Origin of the sequence: Streptomyces sp. NPDC059009 (assembly GCF_042740175.1) — a bacterium.
Classification (GTDB): Bacteria; Actinomycetota; Actinomycetes; order Streptomycetales; family Streptomycetaceae; genus Streptomyces.
Window position 1 is genome coordinate 119,468 of the sequence record NZ_JBHYJB010000003.1, and the last position, 25,576, is coordinate 145,043.

26 protein-coding genes and 1 pseudogene are annotated in these 25,576 nt (G+C 71.9%); 23 read left to right on the forward strand and 4 right to left on the reverse strand.

The features are described 5' to 3' along the window. Nucleotides 1-38 precede the first annotated feature (38 nt). Genes ACFWYM_RS04075 through ACFWYM_RS04110 form a run of 8 tightly spaced genes read left to right on the forward strand, consistent with a single transcriptional unit; the run spans nt 39 to nt 5,871 of the window. Nucleotides 39-890, forward strand: coding sequence for a hypothetical protein (locus ACFWYM_RS04075; protein WP_384829644.1), 852 nt, complete (start codon nt 39-41; stop codon nt 888-890). After that, a complete protein-coding gene (locus tag ACFWYM_RS04080; RefSeq protein ID WP_384829645.1) occupies nt 887-2,194 on the forward strand; it encodes a CpaF family protein in 1,308 nt (435 codons plus the stop codon). Before ACFWYM_RS04075 ends, ACFWYM_RS04080 begins: the two co-directional genes overlap by 4 nt. Before the next feature lie 7 nt (nt 2,195-2,201). Beyond that, complete coding sequence (locus ACFWYM_RS04085; protein ID WP_384829647.1) at nt 2,202-3,260, forward strand: type II secretion system F family protein; 1,059 nt, start codon at nt 2,202-2,204, stop codon at nt 3,258-3,260. Continuing rightward, a complete protein-coding gene (locus ACFWYM_RS04090) occupies nt 3,257-4,186 on the forward strand; it encodes a type II secretion system F family protein (protein WP_384829649.1) in 930 nt (309 codons plus the stop codon). The genes ACFWYM_RS04085 and ACFWYM_RS04090 overlap by 4 nt, the downstream gene beginning before the upstream one ends. 52 nt (nt 4,187-4,238) lie before the next feature. Continuing rightward, nucleotides 4,239-4,496: a hypothetical protein gene (locus ACFWYM_RS04095; protein ID WP_384829651.1), complete on the forward strand. Its 258-nt coding sequence runs from the start codon at nt 4,239-4,241 to the stop codon at nt 4,494-4,496. Between the two features lie 23 nt (nt 4,497-4,519). Then, entirely contained in the window at nt 4,520-4,969 is a 450-nt protein-coding gene (locus ACFWYM_RS04100; protein WP_384829653.1) for a TadE family protein, read from the forward strand. Next, nucleotides 4,970-5,398 (forward strand): TadE/TadG family type IV pilus assembly protein, encoded by a 429-nt coding sequence (locus ACFWYM_RS04105; RefSeq protein ID WP_384829654.1) that lies wholly within the window; start codon nt 4,970-4,972, stop codon nt 5,396-5,398. Further along, a complete protein-coding gene (locus ACFWYM_RS04110; RefSeq protein ID WP_384829655.1) occupies nt 5,395-5,871 on the forward strand; it encodes a TadE/TadG family type IV pilus assembly protein in 477 nt (158 codons plus the stop codon). Before ACFWYM_RS04105 ends, ACFWYM_RS04110 begins: the two co-directional genes overlap by 4 nt. Before the next feature lie 22 nt (nt 5,872-5,893). Here ACFWYM_RS04110 and ACFWYM_RS04115 read toward each other — a convergent pair whose 3' ends face one another. Next, nucleotides 5,894-7,738 carry a serine/threonine-protein kinase gene (locus ACFWYM_RS04115; protein ID WP_384829657.1) on the reverse strand — a complete coding sequence of 615 codons (1,845 nt, stop codon included), beginning with the start codon at nt 7,736-7,738 and terminating at the stop codon, nt 5,894-5,896. Nucleotides 7,739-8,107: 369 nt separating this feature from the next. Further along, nucleotides 8,108-8,449 (reverse strand): hypothetical protein, encoded by a 342-nt coding sequence (locus ACFWYM_RS04120; protein ID WP_384829659.1) that lies wholly within the window; start codon nt 8,447-8,449, stop codon nt 8,108-8,110. 186 nt (nt 8,450-8,635) lie between these two features. Here ACFWYM_RS04120 and ACFWYM_RS04125 point away from each other — a divergent pair, with 186 nt between their 5' ends. Genes ACFWYM_RS04125 through ACFWYM_RS04150 form a run of 6 tightly spaced genes read left to right on the forward strand, consistent with a single transcriptional unit; the run spans nt 8,636 to nt 13,369 of the window. Then, nucleotides 8,636-8,974 (forward strand): hypothetical protein, encoded by a 339-nt coding sequence (locus ACFWYM_RS04125; protein ID WP_384829661.1) that lies wholly within the window; start codon nt 8,636-8,638, stop codon nt 8,972-8,974. Further along, entirely contained in the window at nt 8,971-9,660 is a 690-nt protein-coding gene (locus ACFWYM_RS04130; RefSeq protein ID WP_384829663.1) for a hypothetical protein, read from the forward strand. Before ACFWYM_RS04125 ends, ACFWYM_RS04130 begins: the two co-directional genes overlap by 4 nt. Further along, nucleotides 9,657-11,525, forward strand: coding sequence for a putative T7SS-secreted protein (locus ACFWYM_RS04135; RefSeq protein ID WP_384829665.1), 1,869 nt, complete (start codon nt 9,657-9,659; stop codon nt 11,523-11,525). The genes ACFWYM_RS04130 and ACFWYM_RS04135 overlap by 4 nt, the downstream gene beginning before the upstream one ends. Beyond that, complete coding sequence (locus ACFWYM_RS04140; protein WP_384829667.1) at nt 11,522-11,944, forward strand: hypothetical protein; 423 nt, start codon at nt 11,522-11,524, stop codon at nt 11,942-11,944. The genes ACFWYM_RS04135 and ACFWYM_RS04140 overlap by 4 nt, the downstream gene beginning before the upstream one ends. Further along, the gene (locus tag ACFWYM_RS04145; RefSeq protein WP_384829669.1) at nt 11,941-12,651 is read left to right on the forward strand and encodes an enhanced serine sensitivity protein SseB C-terminal domain-containing protein; all 711 of its coding nucleotides are present in this window, start codon (nt 11,941-11,943) and stop codon (nt 12,649-12,651) included. The genes ACFWYM_RS04140 and ACFWYM_RS04145 overlap by 4 nt, the downstream gene beginning before the upstream one ends. After that, nucleotides 12,626-13,369 (forward strand): hypothetical protein, encoded by a 744-nt coding sequence (locus ACFWYM_RS04150; protein ID WP_384829670.1) that lies wholly within the window; start codon nt 12,626-12,628, stop codon nt 13,367-13,369. The genes ACFWYM_RS04145 and ACFWYM_RS04150 overlap by 26 nt, the downstream gene beginning before the upstream one ends. 120 nt (nt 13,370-13,489) lie before the next feature. Here the strand turns inward: ACFWYM_RS04150 and ACFWYM_RS04155 are convergent, their stop codons facing one another. Beyond that, on the reverse strand, nt 13,490-13,645 hold the full coding sequence (locus ACFWYM_RS04155) for a hypothetical protein (RefSeq protein WP_384829672.1): 156 nt from the start codon (nt 13,643-13,645) through the stop codon (nt 13,490-13,492). A gap of 280 nt (nt 13,646-13,925) precedes the next feature. On the opposite strand from ACFWYM_RS04155, the gene ACFWYM_RS04160 reads away from it, so the two are divergent. The 7 genes and pseudogenes from ACFWYM_RS04160 to ACFWYM_RS04190 all read left to right on the forward strand — a co-directional run bounded on the left by ACFWYM_RS04160 (nt 13,926) and on the right by ACFWYM_RS04190 (nt 23,293). Then, nucleotides 13,926-16,985 (forward strand): BTAD domain-containing putative transcriptional regulator, encoded by a 3,060-nt coding sequence (locus tag ACFWYM_RS04160; protein ID WP_384829674.1) that lies wholly within the window; start codon nt 13,926-13,928, stop codon nt 16,983-16,985. A gap of 4 nt (nt 16,986-16,989) precedes the next feature. Further along, nucleotides 16,990-17,712 (forward strand): prepilin peptidase, encoded by a 723-nt coding sequence (locus ACFWYM_RS04165; RefSeq protein ID WP_384829676.1) that lies wholly within the window; start codon nt 16,990-16,992, stop codon nt 17,710-17,712. Between the two features lie 47 nt (nt 17,713-17,759). Continuing rightward, nucleotides 17,760-18,959 (forward strand): cyclic dehypoxanthinyl futalosine synthase, encoded by a 1,200-nt coding sequence (mqnC, locus tag ACFWYM_RS04170; protein WP_384829678.1) that lies wholly within the window; start codon nt 17,760-17,762, stop codon nt 18,957-18,959. Between the two features lie 7 nt (nt 18,960-18,966). Then, the gene (locus tag ACFWYM_RS04175; protein ID WP_384829680.1) at nt 18,967-19,566 is read left to right on the forward strand and encodes a hypothetical protein; all 600 of its coding nucleotides are present in this window, start codon (nt 18,967-18,969) and stop codon (nt 19,564-19,566) included. A 229-nt stretch (nt 19,567-19,795) separates the two neighbouring features. Then, entirely contained in the window at nt 19,796-20,485 is a 690-nt protein-coding gene (locus ACFWYM_RS04180; RefSeq protein WP_384829682.1) for a demethylmenaquinone methyltransferase, read from the forward strand. A 174-nt stretch (nt 20,486-20,659) separates the two neighbouring features. Then, nucleotides 20,660-20,731, forward strand: a pseudogene (locus ACFWYM_RS04185) (zinc-ribbon domain-containing protein); the annotation flags it as partial. A 156-nt stretch (nt 20,732-20,887) separates the two neighbouring features. Then, on the forward strand, nt 20,888-23,293 hold the full coding sequence (locus tag ACFWYM_RS04190; RefSeq protein ID WP_384830171.1) for a hypothetical protein: 2,406 nt from the start codon (nt 20,888-20,890) through the stop codon (nt 23,291-23,293). Here ACFWYM_RS04190 and ACFWYM_RS04195 read toward each other — a convergent pair. Next, a complete protein-coding gene (locus ACFWYM_RS04195; protein ID WP_384830134.1) occupies nt 23,283-23,612 on the reverse strand; it encodes a PASTA domain-containing protein in 330 nt (109 codons plus the stop codon). The genes ACFWYM_RS04190 and ACFWYM_RS04195 overlap by 11 nt on opposite strands. Before the next feature lie 244 nt (nt 23,613-23,856). On the opposite strand from ACFWYM_RS04195, the gene ACFWYM_RS04200 reads away from it, so the two are divergent. Together ACFWYM_RS04200 and ACFWYM_RS04205 are read left to right on the forward strand one after the other, a co-directional pair. Further along, nucleotides 23,857-25,140, forward strand: a complete 1,284-nt coding sequence (locus ACFWYM_RS04200; protein WP_384829684.1) for a geranylgeranyl reductase family protein — start codon at nt 23,857-23,859, stop codon at nt 25,138-25,140. 85 nt (nt 25,141-25,225) lie between these two features. Next, the gene (locus ACFWYM_RS04205) at nt 25,226-25,552 is read left to right on the forward strand and encodes a putative quinol monooxygenase (protein WP_384829686.1); all 327 of its coding nucleotides are present in this window, start codon (nt 25,226-25,228) and stop codon (nt 25,550-25,552) included. Nucleotides 25,553-25,576: the final 24 nt, after the last annotated feature.

The following is a 25,576-nucleotide window of genomic DNA, read 5'->3' on the forward strand; positions in this document are numbered from 1 at the left end:
GAAGATACAGAGACAGGGACAGGGACAGAGGCACGGATATGGCGCTTATCGCTCTCGCCGCCGACAAGGGGTCCCCGGGGGTCACCACCGCCGCCGTGGCGCTCGCCGCCGTCTGGCCGCGTCGCGTCCTGGTCGCGGAGACCGACCCCGCGGGCGGCGACCTGGTGTACCGGAGCGCCGCCGCGCACGGGGGTCCGCTCAACCCGAACACGGGGATGCTCAGCATCGCCGCCACCGCGCGCCGGGGACTCGTACCGGATCAACTCTGGGACCACACACAGCCGTTGAGCGGTGGACTCGAAGTGCTCGTGGGGCTCGGAGTGGCCGAGCAGGCCGCCGGGCTCGTGGGGCTCTGGCCGACGCTCGGGCACGCCTTCGCGCAGCTCGGGGAGTCGCCGAACGCGCCGGCCGACGTGATCGCCGACTGCGGGCGGATCAGCGGGGACACCCCCGCCGTCGAGCTGTTCCCGCACGCCTCGCTCGTGCTGCTCGTGTCGCGGACCGAGCCCGAAGCCATCGCGCGGGTGCGGGACCGGGCTGCCGCCCTGTCCACGAAGCTGCACGGTGGACCCAGGGGCGCCGCCTCCCTCGCCATGCCGCTCATCGGCGTGCTGCTCATCGCCGACCCCGGCACCTCCGCCAAGCTCGTCCACCAGGTCAACGACATGCTGGTGGCCGCGCAGACCGGGGCCCGGGTGGTCGGCACCCTCGCCGACGACCTCGCGGGCGCCGAGCAGCTGGCCGGGCGCAGGCGCGGGCGGCTCGACAAGTCGATGCTCATCCGGTCCGCCCGTAAAGTCACCGTCGATCTCTACCAGCAGTACGGCGCCGCCTGGGCCAACCCCACGGCGAACCCGAACCCGAACCCGGCGGCGGGTGCGGGCCGATGACCACCGTCGACCACCAGCTCGTCAAGCGGTTCCGGCAGGACGCCGGTGACCGCATCGCCGAGCAGCGCAGACTCGACCAGGTGTCGGGTGTCACTCCCATGTCCGGCGAGGACGAGCGGCAGTACGCGCGCGCCGTCATCGCCCAGATATTGGAGGAGTACGCCCGGATAGAGATCAGCGCCGGGCGCACCCCGCTCGACGCCGAGACCGAGGAGCAGTACGCGTCAGCCGTGCACGCGGCGCTCTTCGGCGTGGGGCGGCTGCAGCCGCTGCTCGACGACCCCGAAGTCGAGAACATCGACATCAACGGCTACGACCAGGTGTTCGTCGGATACGCCGACGGGCGCGAGGTCAAGGCCGACCCCGTCGCCGAGTCCGACGAGGAGATGATCGAGCTCATCCAGGTGCTCGGCGCCTACTCGGGTCTCTCGTCGCGCCCCTTCGACTCCGCCAACCCCCAGCTCGACCTGCGTCTCCCGGACGGCTCGCGACTGTCGGCCGTCATGGACGTGACGCGGCGGCCCGCGCTCTCCATCCGGCGTGCGCGCATGGGCAAGGTCTTCATGTCCGACCTGGTGGGGAACGGGACGCTGACCCCGGAAGTCGCGCACTTTCTCGCGTGTGCGGTCCGGGCGCGCAAGAACATCATGATCGCGGGAGCCACCAACGCCGGTAAGACCACGCTGCTGCGCGCCCTCGCCAACGAGATCCCGCCGCACGAGCGTCTGATCACGGTGGAGCGGGCCCTGGAGCTCGGCCTCGACACCTTCGCCGATCTGCACCCGAACGTCGTGGCCTTCGAGGAGCGCCTGCCCAACTCCGAGGGCCAGGGCATGATTTCGATGGCCGAGCTGGTGCGCCGTTCGCTGCGTATGAACCCCTCGCGGGTCATCGTCGGTGAGGTGCTCGGCGACGAGATCGTCACCATGCTCAACGCGATGTCGCAGGGCAACGACGGCTCGCTCTCGACGATCCACGCCAACAGCTCCAGCGAGGTCTTCAACCGTATTTCCACGTACGCGCTGCAGGCCAGCGAGCGCCTCCCGATCGAGGCCAGCCAGATGCTGGTGGCCGGCGCCGTGAACTTCGTCGTCTTCATCCAGCGGCGCAACAACTACCAGACCGGCGGGCGGCTCCAGCGCATGGTGACCTCGGTGCGCGAGGTCAACGGCGTCGACGGCCGGGTGCTGTCCAGCGAGGTCTTCGCCGAGGCACCGGACGGACGCGTCGTCTCGCACGCGCCCATCGCCTGCCTCGACGATCTCGCGGCCTTCGGCTACCGCCCTGCCGGGCAGTGGGGGTGAGCACGACATGAACTCACTCGGCTCCATGGACGGGTTGTTCTCCCTGCCCGTCCTGTACGCGCTCGCGTGCGGCGTCGCCGTCGGCGGCGGCATCGCGCTCTTCGCGGTGGCGCTGCGCGGCCTGCCCGCGAAGCCCGAGCACGAGAAGCAGCGGGCCGGCGAGCGGGCCGACGAACTGCTCCGGTTCGCGGGCCGGCGCGGCTCGCTCGCCGTCGGCATCGGCCTGGTCGTGCTGCTGCTCACGCGCTGGGCGGTGGCGGGCATCGCGGCCGGGATACTCGTCTTCTTCTGGGACAAGCTCTTCGGCGGTGCCAAGGAGGAGCGGGCCCAGATGAAGCGCGTCGAGGCCCTGGCGGCCTGGACGGAGTCGCTGCGCGACACCATCGCGGGCGCGGTCGGCCTGGAGCAGGCCATCCCCGCCTCGGCGCGCGCGGCCGCACCCGTCCTCCGGCCCCATCTCGACGCCCTGGTCGACCGGTTGCGAGCCCGCACGCCACTCCCCGAGGCGCTGCAGGTCCTCGCCGACGAGATCGACGACGCCTCCGCCGACATCATCGTGGCGGCCCTCATCCTCAACGCGAAGCTGCGCGGCCCCGGTCTGCGCCAGGTCCTCGGCGCGCTCGCCAAGTCGGCGCGCGAAGAGGTCGACATGCGCCAGCGCGTGATGGCGCAGCGCGCCTCGACCCGCCGCTCCGTGCAGATCGTCGTGGCCGTCTCGGTCGCGTTCGTGCTCGGCCTCGCGATCTTCAACCGTGACTTCGTCTCGCCGTACGGCACGGCCCTCGGCCAGGTGGTCCTCGCCTGTGTCTGCGGCCTGTTCGCGCTCGGCTTCTGGTGGCTGCGCAAGCTGTCGACGGTCGAGACGCCGGACCGCTTCCTGGTCAAGGACGAGCCGGGGGTGCAGTTCGTGCGGCCGCGGGGGCCTGGGCAGGGGCCGGGCGGCGAGCAGCTGCCGCAGGCGGGCGGTCAGGCGCAGACCTTGCCGCCGCATGCCAACTCGCCCTATCCGGCGGGCCAGCCGGGTCAGCCGGGTCAGCCGGGTCAGTCGGAGGGAGTACGTCGATGAGTCTGACCATGCCGATACTCGTCGGCGCCATTCTCGGCCTGGGCATCTTCGCCCTCGTACGGGCCCTGATGCCGGGCAAGCGCAGCGCGGTCGCCACGGTGGCGCGCATCGATGCGATGCGGGCGCGGGGGACTGCGTACGAGACGAAGCACCGCGCCACGGACGAGGACAGCGGGCGTCTCGGTGGTGTGCGCACGCGGGTGGGGCAGCGCGTCGCCGAGTTCTACATCCAGCAGGGCTGGGAAATGCGGTCGCTGCGGTCGGACCTGGCGGTCATCGACCGGAGCTGGGAGAAGTTCCTGGCGACGAAGGTGCTGCTGGCGGCCACGGGTGTGTTCTTCGGGCCGTTCCTGTTCGCCGTCGTCTGGACGCTCGGCCTCGGCAGCAGCCCCATCATCCCGGTGTGGCTCGCGTTGATGTTCGGCGTGGTGTTCTTCTTCCTGCCCGACCTCGAAGTACGGCGTGACGCCGCGGACAAGCGGCGCGACCTGCGCCGCGTCGTGGCCGCCTACCTCGACCTGGTGTCGATGAGCCTCGCCGGAGGGCGCGGTCTGCCCGAGGCCCTGATGGCGGCGGCGGAGGTCTCCGACGGCTGGGCGACGCAGCGCATCCGCACGGCCCTGGCCGACGCCCGCATCACCGGTGTCAGCCAGTGGCAGGCTCTCGGCGAGCTGGGCGACGAACTGGGCATCGAGGAACTCAAGGAGCTCTCGTCGTCCCTCGCCCTGGTCGCCGACGACGGCGCGAAGGTCCGCGATTCGCTGGCCTCCCGCGCCGAGACGATGCGCCACCGAGAGCTCGCCGACATCGAGGGCAGCGCGGGGGAGAAGTCCCAGTCGATGCTGGTGGCCCAACTCCTGCTGTGTGCGGGGTTCTTGGTGTTCCTCATCTTCCCGGCTGCGATGCGCGTGTTCCAAGGTGCCTGACTACCGTGGAGTGACTACTCCCCCCACTAATTTCTCGAGAGGACAACTCACCATGACCGAACGGAACTCCAACACCGGAATCCCGGCTGTCGACTTCCTCGTGACCTTCTTCCAGGGGCGCGTGCAGCGTGTCCGCTCGGGCGAGCTCGACCGGGGTGCGTCCGCGGTGGAGTGGGTCATCATCTCGGCGGTCGTCGTGGCCATCGTGGGTGTGGTCGCCGTTGTCATCAACCGGGCGCTGAAGACGGGCGCCGAGAACGTCGAGGACTGCATCAACGGCGCGACCGCCGACGGCACCTGCAAGAAGTAGCGGGCGAAGAGCCGAAGGGCGTCATGGTGAAACGGGTCCGGGGACTTGTGCGCCGCAGAGTGGAGGCCGCCTCCACTCGCGGCGAGTCCGGCATGACCGCGATCGAGTTCGTGCTGCTCACCCCCGTGCTCTTCTTCATGATCTTCGCGACGGTGCAGTTCGCGCTGTACTTCTTCGCGGATCACGTCGCCCAGGCGGCAGCCCAGGCGGGGGCGCGCAAGGCGCGCGCGACCGCCGACAAGGAGCCCGGAGCCTGGCAGGGCAAGGCGCGGGATGTCGTCGACGACTACATCCAGCAGCTCGGCCCGAGCCTGGTGGTCGGCCCCGACGTGAAGATGCTCCAGCCGGAGCAGAACACGGTCGGCGTCGAGATCTCCGCGAAGGTGCCTTCGGTCTTCCCGGGCCTCGACTTCAAGGTGCATGCGGAGTCGTCCGGGCCGGTGGAGCGGTTCGTGAAGGACGGGGAGAACTAGATGGTGCCCGTGCCGGGCATACGGGGAGCGGAGCAGGGCGCGGACCGTGGCATCTCGACCGTCGAGGTCGTCATCCTCGCGCCCGTGATGATCCTCTTCATCCTGGTCCTGGTGGCCTTCGGCCAGCTCGTGGACGGCCGTGGGGCGCTCGACGGCGCCGCGCGGGATGCTGCGCGCGCGGGTTCGATCCAGAAGGACGGCGGTACGGCCCTCGCCGAGGCAAAGAAGGCGGCTGCCGCCGACCTGGCGGACGTCTGCATCGGCCCGGTCTCGGTCAACCAGACCAGCGGTCCCTATGCCACCGCCAAGTTCTTCACCGTGGAGGTGAGTTGCGAGGTGCGCGGCCTCGGCATGCTGGGCCTGAACATCCGTACCACCATGGACGCCAAGTTCAGCTCACCGATCGACCCGCTGCGGAGGTCGACATGAGGGGACTTCAGGGCGTACGGGAGTCCGTACGGGGATGGGCACAGGTACGGCGTGACCGGCTCGACGACCGGGGCTCCGGTGCCGCGGCCGTCCTCATCTTTGCGATCCTCTTCCTCGCGCTGGCCGCATTCGTGATCGACGGCGGCCTGTCCATCTCCAAGCGCGAACGCGCCGCGGACATAGCGGAGCAAGCCGCGCGCTACGCCGCCCAGGACATCGACCGCGAGGCCATCTACGAGGGCAGCGAAGGCGCCCCCATCAAGTACGAGAACTGCGAGGCCCGTGCCAAGGCGTTCGCCCGCGAACTCGGCATGACCGGCGCGGACGTTGCCGCGACCCACTGCGTGGCGGCCAACGCCCAGCAGGTCGAGGTCGAGGTCCAGATGACGTACGACCCGATCTTCACGGGGATGTTCTACGGCGGCTCCGTGACGGTGCACGGGCGTGCGGTGGCGGAGAACGAGACGGGCTGAGGGCCCTTGTGGGCCTCAGGGGCTAACTCTCCGGCTTCCACTGCGTGGCTTTGAAGACGTAGGTGCGGAGATTGTCGTTCTCCGGTTCCTTGTTGACCCTTGTGATCAAGAGGTGGGTGACAGCCCCCTTGCCGGACTCGACGCAGATGCCCGAGTTCAGCTTGAGGACGGAATCGTTGCGGATCTTGCCCGGGGGGATGGGGTTGGGCAGGTCTGCCTGGTGTGCGGCGTCACTGCACTCGCTCGGGGTCGGGCGGCTCTTGTCGATGGTGCCGAAGGCACCGTCCTTGTCGGCGAGGCGGATGCCGTTGGTCGAGATGGGGCTCGCGCAGTCGATGTAGGTCAGGTAGGGGGAGACGCTCGGCAGGTAGTTCTGGTTGGTCTCGACGCTGAGCTCGTCGATGTCGAGCAGGGTGACGTCGGACGGCTCGCAGAGGGACCCACCACCCGCCTCCTTCGAACCGCGCGTGTACTTCGGCGCCCGGAACGCGACCGTCTTCTCCGCGCTGACCTGCCAACCAGCCTCCGTCTTGGGCGCGTTGGCGTCGGCCCCGCTCCCGCCGGACGCCCCACCACCCCCCGGCTCCTTCTCCCCGGAATTCCCCGAAGCCTCGCTCCCCGTACCGGACGTGCTGCCCTGGGCACCCTTGTCACCGTCGTCACCGAGCAGCTTGTACGCGGCGAACCCCCCGCCCCCGACGGCGAGCACTCCCGCCACGGCCAGCACGGCGACCAACGGTGTGCGGCGACGGGTGCGCCCTGCGGCCGGGGCGGCGGCGTGCCCGACGAAAGGGTCCTGTGCGGGGGCGGTAGGCGCCCCCGCCGCAAACACCTGCCCCGGAGTGTGCTCCGGCCGCGTCGGCGCCCCCGCCGCGAACGCGGTGTGCGGGCCGAGCCCGGGCCGCGTGGGCACGGGCCCCTGCGCGGGCATGGGCGGCACCGCGGGACCCTGCCCCGACCCCTGCCCGCCCATCCGCAGCCGCACGGTCTGCTCGCGCGCGGCCACGTCCTGGGCGACGGCCGGCGGCAGCCACCACCCCTCGTGGCGCACCACACCCCCCGTACCGGCGAGGGCGTTGCACATGTCGATGAGCTGCGTGGGGGTGGGCCGCGCGGCCGGGTCCTTCGCCAGGCAGGCGCCGACGAGTTCGCGCAACTCGGCGGGGCAGGCGGCGAGTTCGGGCTCGGACGAGACGATCCGGTACAGCAGCGCGTGTGAGTTGCCGTCTCCGAAGGGGTGGCTGCGGGTCGCGGCGAAGTAGGCGACGAGGCCGAGCGCGAAGATGTCGAGCGCCGGGCTGACGTCGCCGCCCAGGGCCTGCTCGGGGGCCATGTAGGCGGGGGTGCCGAGCCGGACGTCGCTGCCGGTGAGGGCCGTGGAGTCGGCGGCGCGCGCGATGCCGAAGTCGATGACGCGCGGGCCGTCACCGGCGAGGAGGACGTTGGAGGGCTTGAGGTCGCGGTGGATGACGCCGGCGGCGTGGATCGTCTGCAGGGCCTCGGCGATGCCCGCCGTCAGCTGCAGCACCGTCCGTACGGGCAGCGGCCCGTGCTCGGAGACGGCGGCCGCGATCGAGGGTCCCGCCACATAGCTGACGGCGAGCCAGGGCTCGGGACCCTCGGTGAAGCTGTCGAGCACGGGCGCGGTGTACACGCCCTGCACCCGGCGGGCGGCGCCGACCTCCTGCGTGAAGCGGCGGCGGAATTCCGGGTCTTGGGCGTATTCGCGCCGTACCACCTTCAGGGCGACGGGCTGGCCGCCGCGGGTGTGCGACAGGTACACCATGCCCATGCCGCCCTCGCCGAGCCGGGCGAGGAGCGGGTAGCCGGCTATGTCCCGGGGTTCGTCCGGTGCCAGCTCATCCATTCCTGATCGCCCTCTTCCGTCTGCTGCCGAGTCCGTCACCGTGCGCTGCCGTGCGCCGGGCACGGACGGGCCATGCTACGCATGGGAGTTGAGAGGGGGGAGGGGCGGCTGTGGTTCGATCACGTATAGGAGGGTGTGTCATGACTGCGCACGTTGAGCGTGCTGAGTCCTCGGGGCGGCTGCGGGCCGGTCGCCCTTCCGTGAGCACCTGCGCGCGGACGGTGTACTGGAAGCGGTGCTCGGGCGCCCGTGCCCGTCGTCGTCTTCGGCATGGACTGCCCCGGCTGGGAGGCGGAGGCGACCGTGGCGGCCAATCCGCCCGAACTGCTCGGAGAATTCGGGGAGTTCGTGAGCGGGTGAGCAGGGCGGCTACTTGTCCTTGCCGCCCTTCCCGCCCTTGCCCTCCCCCTTCACGCCGTCCTGGGCCTGCTTGGCCAGGTCGTCGTCGAGCTTCTTGAATTCGCGTACGACGGCGTCGGACATGCTGGCGAGGGCGTCGAGCTGCTGGGTGATGTCCTCGCGGCCGTCCTCCCAGCCGGACTCGAAGTCCTCCAGGGAGTCGTACAGGCCGCCGTCGCCCAGATCGTCCTCGTACTGCTGGAACGTCTTCTTCGTCCGGTTCATCCGGTCCTTGATGGACCGCAGCCGGTCTCCGTAGTGCTCCAGTTCGCTGAGCGGAAGCGCGAGGTCGCTCTTTCCCTTGCCACCCATGACGTGTCCCCCCTGGTCACCTGGTCTGCGCTCGTTCGTGTGCCGAGACGAGTATCCAGACGAGTATGACGTGTGGAGTGGTTCCGGGGGTGGGGGTCGCGTGGTGAGGCGGGCTAGTCTGTTTTCGGCCAGCAAAGATTCAGCCACACCGCTGCGGCCACTGTGCAGACCAGGGACGGGGGACCCGTGACCGACTTCGGAATGGACACCGACGCGCTCGAAGAGTTCGGCGGCCGCCTCGCGCGCATGCTCTACGGCCTGGAGGGGGCGCGGAACATGGTCGACTCGTACGACTCCGACTACGGCGACCACCGGGTCAAGGACGCCATGCACGGCTTCGAGAAGCACTGGCGCGACGGCCGCAAGCACGTCAAGGACACCGGCGGCACGCTCGCCACCATGGCTGTCGAGTCCGTGAAGGCGTTCCGCAAGCTCGACGACGACCTCGGCAAGCAGCTGCGCGACGCCACCAAGGGCGATGGCAAGGGTGACGGCAAGGGGCAGGGCGGGGGGAAGAAGGGATGAGCGGCGGTCCCGCCTTCGACACCGGGCACGGCTACGCCCTCCGCGTCCCCGACGCCTGGTACGAGATCGACCTGCGCCCCGCCACCCGCGACGCCTCCGCCGCCGACCTGGTCCGCGCGCGCATGGCCGACGCCCCCGAGCTGCGTGAGCGCCGCGCCGACGTGGTGAAGCTGCTGTGCAAGCAGGCCGCGGCCGCCTGGGACTCCGGCGCCGTCTTCTGCGCCGTGATGGCCGAGCCCGTGGCCGACGGGCTGCTGCCCGCGAGCGTGACCGTCTCCTTCGTACGGGGGCCGCTGGACGCCGACTCGGGCGCCGGGGACCGGGTGGCGCCGCTCCTCGCGCCGCTCGCGGTGAAGCGGCCGAAGAAGGAGGGCGACCCGTGGACGGAGGTCACGACGGTCGACCTGCCCGAGGCGGGTGGGCTCGCGGCCCGCTCGTACGGGGTCGAGGACGTACACGATCCGAACGGCGGGCCCGGCAGCCCCACCATCCGCGTCGCGACCATGCAGACCTTTGTGCCCGTGCCCGGCGTCAACCGGGTGGCGATCGTCTCCTGCAGCAGCCCCGCCATCGAGGTGGCGCAAGGGCTGCACGACGTCTTCGACGCCATCACGTCGACCTTCGCTCTCTTCGAGGCGGGCAAGCTGATCCGTAAGGAGACGGAAACGGGAGGTGAGGACGCGTGAGCGGGCGGCCCACCGACTGGCACATCCTCGACCGCGACGCCGACCCGGCGCCGGGCGACCCGGCCCGGCTCCGGCTCCTGGCACGGACGGTGCGCACCATCGCCGACGACGCCGACACCGCCGCGCGCGGCGTGAAGTCGCTGTCCAAGGACAAGGGCGCGATGGAGTGGATCGGCGCCGCCGGAGATGTCTTCAAGGACGCGATCGGGGATTTCCCCAAGCAGCTGAAGAAGGTCGGCGACTCGCACGGGCAGGCCGCCGACGCCCTGGACGCGTACATCAAGGACCTGGAGACCGCCCAGTCGCAGGCCGACCGCGCGCTGGCGAACGGCCGCGAGGTGTACGACCAGGTCAAGAGCCTGCGCTCGCAGCTGGCGTCGGCGCGCGGCACCCTCAGCGACCTCGACAAGGACGCCGACAAGCCGAAGCCGCCGGACGAGGACAAGGTCAAGGAGGCGACGCGCAAGCACGGTGCCGCCAAGGACCGGGTCAGCAGTCTGAGCAGTCAACTCGCCGGTCCCGAGGCGCAGTTGGAGGCGGCCAAGAAGCTCGCCGGGCAGGCCGCCACGCTGCGCGACACAGCCGCGGGCACCGCCGAGAAGAAGATCCGCGAGGCGGCGGACGCGGGCATTCCGCCGGACTCCTTCTGGGACAAGCTGAAGGATGTCGCCGGGAAGGTGTGGGACGGGCTGGTCACGATCGCCAAGGTCGTGGTCGCCATCGGCGGCATCATCGCGCTGATCGTCGGCGGCCCGATCGCCTGGATCGTGTTCGCGGCGGCGCTGATCGTGCTCGCGGACACCCTCGCCAAGTACGCCCAGGGGAAAGCCTCGTTGTGGGATGTGGGGCTCGCGGCGCTGAGCTGCATTCCCATGACGAAGGGGCTCACCTCGCTCGCGGCGCTCAAGGGCGCCTGGGCCGAGGGGGCCATGCTCGGCGGCAGCGGCCTGCTCGGCGTCGGCGGCCATCTGGCCGGGGTCGGCCTGGACGCGCTCAAGGCGTTCGGCAAGGCGCCGCTCGCGCTGTGGCGGGGCCGGGGCGCGCTGCCCGGCCTGATGAAGGCGCTGCCCACGACGGCCTGGGGCAAGCTGACGGGCATGGCGACGGACCTGCGGTACGGCGTGCCGGGCGGTCTGACCGGGTTCGGGGCGGGCTTCGGCGAGGGCTCCGGGGTCTTCGGCTCGTTCAAGTCCGGCTTCTCCGGCCTGGCGGACGGCTGGAAGGGCGTCACTGGCGCAAGCAGCCCGGAGGCGTGGCGGATCGCCAACGCGTGGCAGGGCCAGGGCGCGTACATCGGCATCGACAACTGGTCGAACACCGTCATCTCGGCGGGCACCGACATGGAGGCCCTGCACCCGATCCTGACCGGCTTCTCCATGCCGGAAGGCACGATGGCGGCGCTCGGCGGGGACTCGGCGGCGATCAGCCGGGGGGTTCAGGTCGGCCCCGCGGACATCGACGCGGGCCGCAACATCCTGCACCACTACCGCCCGGAGGGCGTCACCCTGCGTTTCAACGACGATGTCGGCGCGGCCACCTCGCACGCCACGGCGAACCCCCAGTTCGGTGAGGGCGGACTGCGCCAGTACTACGTCCCGGACGTCATGGAGCACGTCAAGGCGGGCAACATCACCGTCATCGACAGCGGCGGCAACGCGCTCGGCTACGAACCGTGGGGCAAGGTCCACACGGGCGCGCCGGGCCAGTCCATCCCGCTGCACAACCTGGACCTGACGCCGGGCTCCCCGATCCTGACGAACGGCCAGACGGCGGGAGTCGTGGACGCGGGCAACGCGATCAAGAACCCGGTGGTGGGCGTGAACAACATCAGCTCGGTCTTCCGGGAGAACGGGAGCGGACGGTGACCGGACCGGAGCGTGCGACGGGCGACGGCGACGGCGATGGCGACGGCGGGAGCGGGTCGGGCGAGGGAGGGCCGGGCGACGAGCGGCTGCGCATCGCGGCGAGTGGCACCAGGCAGCACCCGCACGCCCACTTCGCCCCCGTCGTCGAGGCCGAGCTGAGCTGGGGCAACAGCGTCGTCAGGGACTGGCACCTGATGGATCCCAAGATCGGCGGCTGGCAGCTCGAGTTGGCCCGGCCGTTCCACGTGGAGCTGCTGCGGGAGACGTTCCGTTTCCCGCCCAACTTCGCGCTCCACGTCATCGGTGCCGAAGGCCCTCTGCCCCTCCCGCGCATGTCGCTCGGCGACAAGTGCTTCATGGCCGTCGTCGCTCCCGCTCCCAAGGGCTGGCGAGCCGGGAACCAGGAGATCCCCCTGTGAACAGCCCTGGTGACCCCCGCGACCCCCGCATCACGGCCACGCCGCTGATCTACCGGCTCGCCGACAGCACGGTCCTGATCGGCGTGAAGCAGACCGAGCGTGGCCCGGAGCCGCTGTTCACCGCCGTGTCCGGGGAGCCGTGCGCCGTCGCGTACACGGAGCCCGACGAGATCCGCGAGGTCCTGCCGGACGACTACCACCTGTACCAGATCCCGGTGGTGGAACTCCTCGCTCAACTCCCCCCGGTCTGCGGCCTGTTGATCAACCCGAAGGCGGCCTCGCCGCTCTACGTGGCCGCGGAGGAGCGGGACGCGGTGATCGCGGCGGGGGCCCCGTTCCCCGCCGGGGCGTTCATCAGGATCAAGGCGAGCGCCGAGAACCCGGCCCGGCTGCTGCCCGCCGTCCTCGCGCGGGTCGCGGACGTCCACGCGCTGCGCCGCCTGTACTGCACGCGGTACCAGGTGGCGGATGCGCGCGAGAAGATCCTGATGGTGTACGACACCGGGGGCGCCGCCGACGGGCCCGCGCCCGACGCGGTGGCCGACCAGGACCGGGCGGTGAATGACGCGATCATGGAAGCGGCGGCCGAGACCAGCCTTCCGGACCCGATGCAGATCATCGCGCTCGACGACCTCCCGGAAGAGTTCCGCCGCCTGGTCCTGACGGATGTGGAGCCCTGCTATGTGCGCGCAGACCTCCGGGCCTGACGGCGGCGCGGCCCCCGGGCCGTACGACCGCGTCTGGCCCGGACGGCTCCCGTTCCCGCTGGCGGGCCTCCACCTCTGGACGGACCCCGAGGGCGAGCCGTGCAGGACGGACCACGGCACGGAGCCGTGCGCCGTGGCCTCGACGACACCGAGCCAGGACGCGGCGGACGTACCGGGCGACTCCACCCCCCAACACCCGCACTCGACACGTGAATTGATCGCGGCGGTCCCCGGCGGATTCGGCCTCTGTGTCGACGCGGGCGCGGCCGGGGGCGGCCGTCACCTCACCCGTGCCCAGGTGGACGGCGTACGGGGCGCGGGACCCCCGCTCGGCACGGAGGTCCACCGGGACGTCACCTCGGCCCCCGAGCACCTGGACGCCATGCTCGACGACGTGGAGCTCGCGGCCCTCGTGGCCGGCGCCGAGGACGTGGACGCGGCCTGGCTCCGCCTCCCCGCCGGTCCTGCAGGGCTCCTCGTGGACGTACGCGGCCGGGACCGCGAACACCCGCCGCCCACCGCGGCGTTGGACGCCGCCCTCGCGGCCGTGCGCAGCCACGCACCGCAGGAGCGGGTGCGCGTCGTGGGGAACGTGTGGCTCACCGAGCGGACGCACGACGCGTCCGCCTCCGGCGACCGGGGCTGCCAGTGGGCGATCGTGGTGTGTGTGCTGGTCGTCGCCGTGGTGGTCGCGGCGGTTCAGAACGACTGGTTCTGAACCCGGACCGGCTCGGTCGGTAACCCGAACCGGCTTGCCCCTCGAGGGCGGCAAGGCAGTGGCGTGCCTCGGGTGATCCCTTGAGGGTGAAGATGACCCAGGGGGCGCCGTACGCCCCCTTCAACGGCGGCGACGCAGGGCCTGCCACGCGTCCTGAACCGCGTCCGCGGACCGCAGCCACCAGCCCTCCACCCCGTTGCGCACCGCCGACACGACCTTCCACCACTGGAACCGAGGCGGCCGCTTCGGCCCCTCGCGCGGCAGCCTGAGCCCCACCCGCCCCCTCGCCCGGCACCCCACCCCGCACCCCCCGATCCGTGCCAGAAATGTGACGTGCGCCCGCAGGTCCCGGCTCCGGGCGGGTCATCGGCGTGCTCCTCGTGGACAGTTGTGGTCACGCGCCCGGTGCCCTTACCGAGCAAATTGGTCGTAAGCGGACAAGGGTCGGACGGAAGGCCCTGTCTGACCTCCGACACCTTCCGTACCATCGGCTCAGCAGCTTCAGTCACAGTCACACACGGCCACTCACAGCCACCAGGACACCAGGATTCCCGCCATGGCGCGCACCACCTCCAGCTCGACGGGCGGCTCGTCGGCTCCGCGGAACCGGACGCCGCAGCCCCTGCCCCGGCGTCGTCGGACGTTCGGGGACTTCGTCAAGGCGTTCTTCGCCTTCGTCGCGCTCGCCGCGCTCGTGGTCGGCGTGCCCGGGGCCCTCGCATACTTCGTGGGATGGCCGCTGCCCAGCGGGGCGCCGTCCATGGACTGGCTGCAGAACGAGATCACGGCCGGGACCTTCATCCACATCCTGACCGTCGTGGTGTGGCTCGCCTGGGCGCAGTTCACCGCGTGCGTGCTCGTCGAGGTGAAGGCCGCGCTCTCCGGGGTCGGCATGCCGGGGCGGGTGCCGGGGGCCGGGCCCAGCCAGATGCTCGCCCGGCAGCTCGTCGCCGCGCTGCTGCTCGTCGGTGCCACCGCCGCGAGCTTCGCGCCCGGGCTCTCGCAGTTCGGGCAGTCGCTCGAAGGGAATCAGAAGCCCGCTTCCGCCGCGTCCGCCCAGCAGACCCCCGGGCTCTTCGGGCAGGAGCAGCAGAGCGCCGCCGCCGACGCCGCGAGCGCGATCGCCCAGCAGGCCGATCAGGCCGCCTCGCACGCCGACGGCGCCGCCGGTGCGGCCCACAAGCACGGTGACACGAAGTACTACCGGATCCAGCCGCCCGAGGGCCGTCACCACGACTCGCTCTGGGAGATCGCCGAGCGGCACCTGGGCGACGGCCGTCGCTACAAGGAGATCTACGAGCTCAACAAGGACCGGGTGCAGCCCGACGGTTCGCGGCTGTCCGAGGCCAGCCTGATCCGGCCCGGCTGGATCATGGAGATGCCCGGCGACGCCCACGGCGGCGAGCTCGTCCAGATGCCCGACGAGGCGCCGAAGGTCTCCGAGGACCTGAAGGAGCAGATCTCCGACTACGCCAAGACCGGCAGCGGCGGAGCGGGGGAGCAGGGCTCCGGTCAGCAGGGGAGTGGTCAGCAGGGCTCCGGCCGGCAGGGCGGAGGGGGCGCCACCGATCGCGACACCGCCCACATCGTTCTGCCCGAGCAGCGCCCCGGCGACAGCGGCCACCGCGGCGAGAACCACGAGGCCCACACCCCCGCCGCCACCGGCTCCTCCTCCCACGACAGCGGCTTCGACTTCGGGCTGCCCGAGGCCCTCCTCGGCGCCCCCCTCCTCGCCGCCGGTCTCCTCGGCGCGCTCGGCCGCCGCCGCAGGCACGCCCTGTGGCAGTCCGCGATGGGCGCGCTCGGCGGCCGTCGCGGCATGGAGCCGCCCACCCCGTCCGGCGCCGCCGCCGACGCCCAGGACGCGCTTCTGGTCGGCGCCGACCCCGAGGGCGTGCGCCTCCTCGACCTCTCGCTGCGCGGGCTCGCCGCCTCCCTCGCCGAGGAGAACCGCGCCCTGCCGACCGTGTACGCGGCCTGGATGAGCAACGGCGATCTGCACCTCCAGCTGGCCCAGCCCGCCGGACGGCCGCCCGCGCCCTGGCAGTTGGGGCAGGACCAGACGTTCTGGATGCTGGCCCGCACCGACGCCGAGAACTATGAGGAGAGCGAGACCGCCGCCCCGTATCCGGGGCTCGTCAGTCTCGGCACCCTCGACGACTCGCGCCTGCTGCTGAACCTGGAGGCCGTCCCGGGGATCGTGTCGCTCAGCGGCAGCGAGAGCGACCGGGCCGCCGTCTTCGCCTCCGTCGCCGCCGAACTCGCCACCAACGGCTGGTCGGACCGCATGACCATCACGCTCGTCGGCTTCGGCCAGGACCTCACCCCGCTCGCGCCCAACCGCCTGCGGCACCTGGAGGACGTCGAGGCGCTCATCGAGACCATGGAGGCCGAGACCCGCCAGCGCCGCGGCGCCCTCGGTGCGGCGGGCCACGACTCGGTCCTCACCGGCCGCACCGGCCCCGCCCAGCACACCCGCTGGGCCCCGCACCTTGTGCTGCTCGCCGCCCAGCCGACCGACGACGACGCGGTCAAGCTCGCCGAGCTGGCCGCCGACGCGAGCCGCCTCGGCATCGGCTACCTCGTCGGCACGGAGAGCACCGAGAGCGGCGGCCTGCCCGGCGCCGCCTGGGAGATGGAGATCACCCGCGAGGGCAAGCTCCTCGCCCCGCTCCTCGGCCTGGAACTGGAGGCGCAGTCGCTCCCGGAGGCCACCCAGCGCGCCGTCGTCGAGCTGTTCGTGGAGGCCGACCCGAACCAGGGCGGCACCACGGGCGCCGGGGACCCCGGGGCCGGGGCCACGTCCGCGACCGCCCCGCCCTTCCTCGTCGACGTCACCGAGCAGGGCCGCCCCGCCGTCTACGCCCGCATGGTCGGCAGTTACGAGATCATCGGCCTCGACAGCCCCGACGGCGAGCGCAGCGCCCTCCTCCACGAGGCGCTCGCGATGCTGCTCCTGCACCGCGAGGGCGTGCACCCGCGCGTGCTCGTCTCCGCGCTGTGGCCGCGCGGCGTCACAGGCGATGTCCGCGACGCCCTCCTGGACCGGCTGCGCGACTGGCTCGGCCAGGACCCCGACGGCACCCCGCGCCTCAAGTCCGACGAGTCCGGGCGGCTCAAGCTCGCCCAGTCCGTCGTCTCCGACCTGGACGTGCTGCGCTCGCTCTACCACGAGGCCACGCAGGGGCGCGGCGCGAACAGCCGCCAGGTGCGCGGCCGGATGCTCACCGACGCCCTCGTCCTGGTGCGCGGCCCGCTCCTCGCCGACCGCCCGCAGGGCCGCTACCGCTGGCTCACGCACGAGATCATCGACGCCCAACTCCCGCTCCTGGTCGCCGACATCGGCCTCGCCCTCTCCGAGTTCCACCTGGAGAAGGGGCGCGCGGAGAAGGCCATCGAGGCGCTCGGCGCGGCGATGAACTCGGCGCCCACCGACGAGCGCCTCTGGCACGAGCTGCTGCGCGCCACCCACACCCTCGACGACCCGGCCCGGCTCCAGGCGCTCGCCGCCGACCTGGTCACCCGGTCCGGCGCGCGCGGACTGCCGCCCCGCACCGAGGCGCTCCTCGACGAGCTGCTGCCCACCTGGCGCAGCGGGCTCAGCGCCGTCGGGTGACCTGGTGCAGCTGACCCTCACGGTGGGCGCCCTGCTCTGGGGCGCCCTCGCCGGCCTCTTCGTCCCCCGCCCCGCGTACCGCTTCTCCGTCGCCCCCGACGAGGAGTGGCGCACGGCCTGCCCCGCCGGGCACCCGCTCACCGGCTGGCTCGGCCTCGCCCGCTGCCGGGACAAGGGGGACAGGTACGGCCCGAGCACCCCGCTCGTGGCGACCGCCACCGCCCTGGTCTGCGCGGCCCTCGCCGCCACGACCGGGCCGCGTCCCGAACTCGCGGTCTGGCTGCTCCTGGCCCCCCTCGGGGTGCTGCTCGCCGTCGTCGACTTCACCGTGCAGCGGCTGCCGGACGTCCTGACCCTCCCGCTCGCCGCCGCGGCCCTCGCCCTCCTCGGCGCGGCCGCGCTGCTGCCCGAGCACGGCGGCTCCTGGACGCACTCGGCCTTCGGTGCGCTCGCGCTCGGCGGCGGCTACTTCGTCCTCTTCCTCATCAACCCGAACGGCATGGGCTTCGGCGACGTGAAGCTCGCCCTCGGCCTGGGCGCGGTCCTCGGCTGGTACGGGTGGGGGGTGCTGCTCCTCGGCACGTTCGCGGGATTCGTCCTCGCCGCGCTGTACGGGATGTGGCTCGTCGTCGTGCGCAAGGCGGGCCGCAAGACGGCGATCGCGTTCGGCCCGTTCCTGGTCGGCGGCGCGTTCGCGGGCCTGCTCCTCGGGGCCTTCACCGCCTGACGTACGCTGAGACGGCCTGCCCGCAACCCTGACGAAAGGGACCCCCGGTGACCGAGAAGGCCGACCTTCAGTCCGTCCTCGACCGTGCCGCCGCTGGTGGGCGGATCACCCCCGAAGAGGCGCTCGTCCTCTACCGCGACGCTCCGCTGCACGCCCTCGGCGCCACCGCCGACGCCGTGCGCCGCCGCCGCTACGCCGGTACGGAGCACATCGCGACGTACATCATCGAGCGGAACATCAACTACACGAACGTCTGCGTGACGGCGTGCAAGTTCTGCGCCTTCTACGCCGCCCCGAAGGACACGAAGAAGGGCTGGAGCCGCGACCTCGACGACATCCTGCGCCGCTGCGCGGAGACCGTCGAGCTGGGCGGCACCCAGGTCATGTTCCAGGGCGGCCACCACCCGGACTACGGCGTCGAGTACTACGAGAAGCACTTCGCCGCGATCAAGAAGGACTTCCCCCAACTGGTCATCCACTCCCTCGGCGCGTCCGAGGTCGAGCACATGGCCCGCATCTCCAAGGTCTCCGTCGAGGAGGCGATCCAGCGCATCAACGCCGCCGGGCTCGACTCCTTCGCGGGCGCGGGCGCGGAGCTGCTCCCCGAGCGCCCCCGCAAGGCCATCGCGCCCCTCAAGGAGTCGGGCGAACGCTGGCTGGAGATCATGGAGACGGCGCACAACCTGGGCGTCGAGTCGACTTCCACGATGCTGATGGGCACGGGCGAGACGAACGCCGAGCGCATCGAGCACCTGCGCATGATCCGCGACGTGCAGGACCGGACCGGGGGCTTCCGGGCCTTCATCCCGTACACGTACCAGCCCGAGAACAACCACCTCAAGGGCCGCACCCAGGCGACGATCTTCGAGTACATCCGCATGATCGCGATCGCCCGGATCTTCCTCGACAACGTCGCGCACATCCAGGGTTCCTGGCTGACGACCGGCAAGGAGGCGGGCCAGCTCACGCTCCACTACGGGGCGGACGACCTCGGCTCGGTGATGCTGGAGGAGAACGTGGTCTCGTCAGCAGGCGCGAAGCACCGCAACAACCTGCGCGAGATGATCGAGATGATCCGCACGGCGGACCGCGTCCCGGCCCAGCGCGCCACGACGTACGAGCACCTGGTGGTGCACGACGATCCGGCGAACGACCCGGTGGACGACCGCGTGGCCTCGCACATCTCCTCGACGGCGATCGAGGGCGGCACGGCCCACCCGGAGCTGAAGCTCCTGGCCACCAACTGAGCCTGCGTTGCTGACACTTCACGTCGCCGAGCGTTCCCCCGAGACGGCGGTCCTGGTCGAGGGTGCGAGCGTCGCGGCGGTGGGCCCGTACGAGGACCTGGCCACGGCGTATCCGTCCGCGCGGGTCCGCCGCTGGCCCGGCATCCTCACGCCGGGCCTGCTCAACCCGTACGGTCCGGAGCTCCTGGAAGCCACGTACCACCCCGACCCCCGCGAGGCCGCCGAGCTCGGCACGGCCCCCCTGACCGGGGAGCGCGCAAAGGCGATCTTCCGCACCGACCCGTCCCGCCTCGGCGCGAGCGCCCGCCGCGGTGTCCAGCGCCTCCTGGCCCACGGCACGGTGGCGATCGCGGGCGAGCTCCACGCCCGCCCCGTCCTGGACGCGATCCGCAGAGCGGGCCTGGCAGTGGGCCAACGCCCCCCTCAACTCCCGGGCCCCGCGAGCCTTTCACCCAGCCCGTTGATCCTGCTCCCACCCTTGGCAGCGGGCGGCCCGGCACGCTTCGCGGTGTTCGACGTGGCGGACAGGGCGGAGCTGGTGCGACGGGGACCGGGGACGTGCGTGGCGACGGTGGTGGCGGGCCGATTGGTGTACCGCAGCAAGTGAGACGGCGCCCTACAGGGTGCCCTGCAAGGGCCGCTGTCAGTGCGAGGGTGCCCTACAAGGGGCGCGGGGAACTGCGCGAGCAACCACACACAGGCCGCACCCGCCCAGGCGCCGCCCCCGGCACACGCAAGGGCGAGATGCCCGCCGCAGGCGAAGGGCCCGCCGCGGGCGAAGGAGAGCCCGGCACACCCCAAGGGAGCGAGGCCCCCGGGCCTGACACAATGACCAGGTGACCCGAGCAAACCTGGACAAGCAGCCGCACGAAGTCGCCTCCATGTTCGACGACGTGGCGGAACGCTACGACCTCACCAACGACGTGCTCTCGCTCGGCCAGTCCCGCCTCTGGCGCAAGGAGGTCGCGAAGGCGGTCGACGCCCGCCCGGCGCAGAAGATCCTCGACCTCGCCGCCGGCACGGCCACCTCCTCCCAGCCCTTCGCGCAGGCCGGCGCGTACGTCGTGCCCTGCGACTTCTCGATCGGCATGCTCCGGGTCGGCAAGCGCAACCACCCGTGGATGCCGTTCACGGCGGGCGACGGGACCCGGCTGCCGTTCAAGGACGACACGTTCGACGCGGTCACGATCTCCTTCGGCCTGCGCAACATCCAGGACACCGACCAGGCGCTCCGCGAGCTGTACCGGGTCACGAAGCCCGGCGGCCGCGTCGTGATCTGCGAGTTCTCGCACCCGACGTGGACACCGTTCCGCACGGTCTACACCGAGTACCTGATGCGCGCCCTGCCGCCGGTCGCCCGCGCGGTCTCGTCCAACCCGGACGCGTACGTCTACCTCGCCGAGTCGATCCGCGACTGGCCCGACCAGCCCGCGCTCGCCGCGAAGCTGCAGGCCGCGGGCTGGTCGAAGGTGGCCTGGCGCAACCTCACGGGCGGCGTCGTCGCGCTGCACCGCGGCATCAAGTAACCCGAAAGCAGCCCGAGCCCGCACTCGGACTGAACCGGCTCTGTCACGCCCGGAGTTGACGGGAACCGGGGGCCGGGGAAGATGTGTCAGTTGATACACCGCTGAGACACCTCCCCACTTCTCGACCCTCTCGTATCCCCATCCCGCTCGACTCCCCAACGACGGAGTGTCCCCATGGCGTCGTACTGCCCGCACTGTGGTGCCCAAAGACTGGATGAGGCGCGCTTCTGCATGAAGTGCGGGCGCGAACTCCCTGCGACCGCCGCCGAGTTGCCGCCCCCTCCCGAGGGGAAGCCCGCTCCGCAGCCGTCCGGCCCGCCGCTCCCGCCCGCCCACGTCCCCGCACCCGCGGCACCCTCCGCACCCGCGGCACCCTCCGCACCCCCGGCACCTCCGGGCCCCATGGTTCCCGCCACGCCCCCGCCGCCCCCACCACCCCCGCACCCCGCAGGCCCCTCACCCGTCGGCGCCTTCTTCGGGCGGGCCTTCCGCGGGGACTGGGCCGGGTCCGTGCAGGCCGCGCTCTGGCCCGTGCTGCTGCTCCTCGTGGGAGCCGTGGGGATCGCCATCCCCTCGTACGGGCAGGACGACGAGGTCGTGGTCGGGTTCACCGACCGGCTGCGGATGGCGCTCGCGCTGCTCCTCCAAGGAGTGGGCGGCGGCTTCGGGTTCAGCGGTCAGGACCAGAAGTCCATCGGGGACGGCTCGGGCCTCGGCGGCAGCTCGCGCGACATCGCCGTCGAAGGGTCGTACAGCCTCTCCCTCACCCCGCTCACGGTCACGGTCCTGTGGATCCTGGCGCTCTACATCGGCGTACGCGTCGTCAGGAGCCGTAATCGCCGGCGCGCCGCCGAGGCGGGAATGACGACGATCGGGCGAACCGACGGTCTGGAAGCGGCCGTTCGCATCTCGCTTCTCGTGACCCTCGCCACCCTCGTGCTCGCGCTCTTCGCGCAGCCCGAGGTCCAGGGCGTCGAGTTCTCCTCGGTCCCGGCGCTGTCCGCGCTCGGCGCGCTCGTGCTCGGACTCGCCGTCTCCTGCGCGGTGTTGCACCAGGACGACCTGGCGCACTGGCTGGCCGCCCGCCCCGCGGCCCACGCCGTGGTGCGCGCCGGCGGCACGGCCGTCAAGGCGCTCGCCGTCGTGATCGCCCTGTCCGCGGTCGTCGCGTACATCAGCATCGGCCAGCTCGACGACCTCGACCGGCTCACCGACTCCGACGACTCACCCGTCTCCCCGCTCGTGGCCGCCCTCCTCGTGCTGCCCAACCTCGGCGTCATGGCCCTCGGCCTGAGCTGGGGCGCGCCCGCCGAGGCCAAGGCGGACAGCTCGGGCTCCTCGCTCGGCAGCGGTGGCGGTCCGGAGAGCGAGTCGTTCGGCCTCTCCGAGCTGGGCGACTACGCCAACGACTGGGCGGTCGTGGGGGCGTTGGGGCTCGGCCTCGTGTGCGCGCTCACCATCGGTGTGCTCGCCGCGCGCCGCTCCGCCCGCCGGGGCGAGCAGTTCCTCGCCGGCGGCATCTGCTTCCTCCTCTTCCTCTTCCTCGCGGGGATCAGCGGCTTCGGCATGGAGGTGAGCGCCAGCGCCTCGTCTCCCTACGGGGACGGAGGCGGGAGCGGGGACGGCTTCGGCAGTGGCGGCAGCGACTACAGCGGTGGCAGTGACTACACCGGCGGCAGCGCGGGCGGCAAGGGCAGCATCGAGGCGGGCACGAGCGTGCCGGACGCGCTGCTCTTCGGGATGCTGTGGGTGGGCGTGGCGGTGTTCCTCGCGCCGTTCCTGCTGCAGATGGTGGGGAGCCGGTCGGGGACGGGCGTCCCAAGTGCCTTCGCTTCGGCGGGAGTTGTCGGTGCGCCGGACATGTCGGCGCCGGGTGCGGCACCGGCCGTACCGGGAGCCGCACCGGCCGTGCCCGGCGCCGCACCAGGCGTCCCGGGTACCCCAGCCACTCCGGCCAACCCGGCCAACCCGCTCACCCCTGGCAACCCAGCTCCCCTGGCCACCCCCGCCGGCCCCCACGACCTCTCCCAGTACGCGACCTACGTCGGCCAGCAGCCCCCGGTGCCGGACCCGGCCGCCCCGGCCCCGCGCCGCCGCGCCGTCATCTGGGTGGCGACCCTCGCGGGTGCCTTCCTCATCGGCAGTGCCGTCGCGGCGGGCATCCTGCTCTGGCAGAACCACGACGATGACAAGGACGGCGGCGGCAAGGAAGGCAAGAACGGCAAGGCCGGGGTGAGCAGGACCCAGGAGCAGGAGCCCTCGCAGACGCCCTCGGCGCAGGAGACATCGAGTCCCACCCCCTCCGCGGAGACGTCGGAGGACCCGGGCGCCGACTCCGGTGGCCTCGGGGAGGACGGCGGCTCGGCCCGGGTGGAGGACGCGAAGGGCTTCTCGTTCATCGCCCCGGCCGGGTGGACGCTCCAGGCGGGCGACAACCCGACGCAGCGCACGTACGCGGGCAGCACGGGACGCGAGGAGTTCCTCATCGGCGTGATCCCGAACGCGGACTACACCTCGTACGAGAACCTGAAGGACGGCGAGGACCACGCCGAGAAGAACAAGAAGTGGTCGGACTACCAGCGGGTGCGCCTGGAGGAGAACACCTTCCAGGGGCGGCCCGGAGCGGTCTGGGAGTACACGTACACCGACGACCAGGACCGCGCCATCCACGCGATCGACCAGAGCTACATCGCGGACGACGGCACCGAGTACGCGATCCAGCTGTCGTGGCGCGAGGACTTCTGGCCGGCGGGCTACGGCGCCCGGACCCACCAACGGGCCCTGGACTCCTGGAAGCTCACGGACTGAACAGGGCCGGGTCGGCCGGGTCGGCCGGCCTGAGCGGGGGTGCCGGGTCGGCCGGGTCCACGGGGTCGGGCAGCTCCCGGCGCAGCCCGCCGCCGGGAGGCACGGGGCGTCGAGGCTCCCGCACCCCGGCGCCCCCGCCCCCCTCACCCGGGCCGAGCTCGAACCAGACCGTGACCACGGCGCCGCGCGGCACCTCGGCGCCGGGCTGCGGGTACTGGCGCACCACATGGTCGACCAGGACGTCGTGGAAGCCGGGGCGGTCCGGGGCCGCGAGCAGCACGCCGTGCCGAGCGGCCGCCTCCCGCGCGTCGACGGCCATCAGGCCGATCAGGCGCGGAACGCGCACCTCGGGTGTGCTGGCTGCGTCGGACGTCCCTGGCACGGATGTCACCCCCCGGCGGTACCGGAAGGGTAGACCCGCGCCCGGCGGGCCGCCAGGCACCCGGGCGCCACAGCGCCCTGCGGCGGCGGCCCCTTCGCCGGGTGGATCGGTACGGCCTCATAGACTGCCTCTGTTCCGTGCCCGTCGGCACACAGAATTCGAGCCTTGGGGAGAACCCGCCGTGACCGAGCCGCTCTCCGAAAACACCGCGGACGTCATCGTCGTCGGAGCCGGGCCCGCCGGTTCGACCACGGCGTACTACCTGGCGAAGGCCGGGCTCGACGTGCTCCTCCTGGAGAAGACCGCGTTCCCGCGGGAGAAGGTCTGCGGCGACGGGCTCACCCCCCGCGCCACCAAGCAGCTCGTCTCCATGGGCATCGACATCTCCGAAGAGGCGGGCTGGCTGCGGAACAAGGGCCTCCGCATCATCGGCGGCGGCGTCCGGCTCCAGCTGGACTGGCCGGACCTCGCCTCGTACCCGGACTACGGCCTGGTGCGCAAGCGCGACGACTTCGACGAGCAACTGGCCCGCCAGGCGCAGAAGGCGGGCGTGCGCCTGTACGAGCGCTGCAATGTCGGCGCCCCGATCATCGACGACCGCACGGGCCGCATCACCGGCGTGCACGCCAAGCTCGGCGAGGAGAAGACCCCGGCCACCTTCCACGCCCCGCTGGTCGTCGCCGCCGACGGCAACTCCACGCGGCTCTCGCTCGCGATGGGCCTGCACCGCCGCGACGACCGCCCGATGGGCGTCGCCGTCCGTACGTACTTCACGTCCCCGCGCCACGACGACGACTACCTGGAGTCGTGGCTGGAGCTGTGGGACCGCCGCGGCTCCCAGGACCGGCTCCTGCCCGGCTACGGCTGGATCTTCGGCATGGGCGACGGCACGTCCAACGTCGGCCTGGGCATCCTCGACTCCTCCGCCGCGTTCAAGGAGCTCGACTGGCGCGAGGTCCTGAAGGCGTGGTGCGCCTCGATGCCCGAGGACTGGGGCTACACCCCGGACAACATGACGATGCCGATCCGCGGCGCGGCCCTGCCCATGGCCTTCAACCGCCAGCCGCACTACACCAAGGGCCTGCTCCTGGTCGGCGACGCGGGCGGCATGGTGAACCCCTTCAACGGCGAGGGCATCGCGTACGCCATGGAGTCCGGCCAGATCGCGGCCGACGTCATCGTGCAGGCCCACGCCCGCCAGACGCCCGCCCAGCGCGAACTCGCCCTCCAGCGCTACCCGAAGGTCCTCAAGGACACCTACGGCGGCTACTACACGCTGGGCCGCGCCTTCGTGAAGCTCATCGGCAACCCGAAGGTCATGAAGATCGCGACGCAGCGCGGACTGACCCATCCCGTCCTGATGAAGTTCACGCTGAAGATGCTGGCCAACCTGACGGACCCGACGGGCGGGGACGCCATGGACCGGATCATCAACGGCCTGTCCAAGGTGGCCCCCAAGGCGTGAAGGCGGTCCCCGAGGCGTAGCGGCGACCGCCGGGGCGTATTGGCCCGATTTGGCCAATACGCCAGGTCAGAGGCAGGGTGGACGGATGATTTTCATCGCAGTGAAGTTCACCGTCAGCCCCGAGCACGCCGAGTCCTGGCTGGAGCACACCGCCGCGTTCACCGCCGCCACCCGCGCCGAGGAGGGCAACCTCTTCTTCGACTGGTCGCGCAGCGTCGACGACCCGAACCAGTACGTCCTCCTGGAGGGCTTCCGGGACGCCGAGGCGGGCGCGGTGCACGTGCAGTCCGACCACTTCAAGGCGGGCCTGGAGACGATGGCCGGGCTCATCGCCGCCACCCCCGAGATCATCAACGCCGACATCCCGAACGAGGGTTGGGGCGCGATGGGGGAGCTGGCCGTGGAAGCCTGAGCCCGACCGCTCGACCGTGGCGCC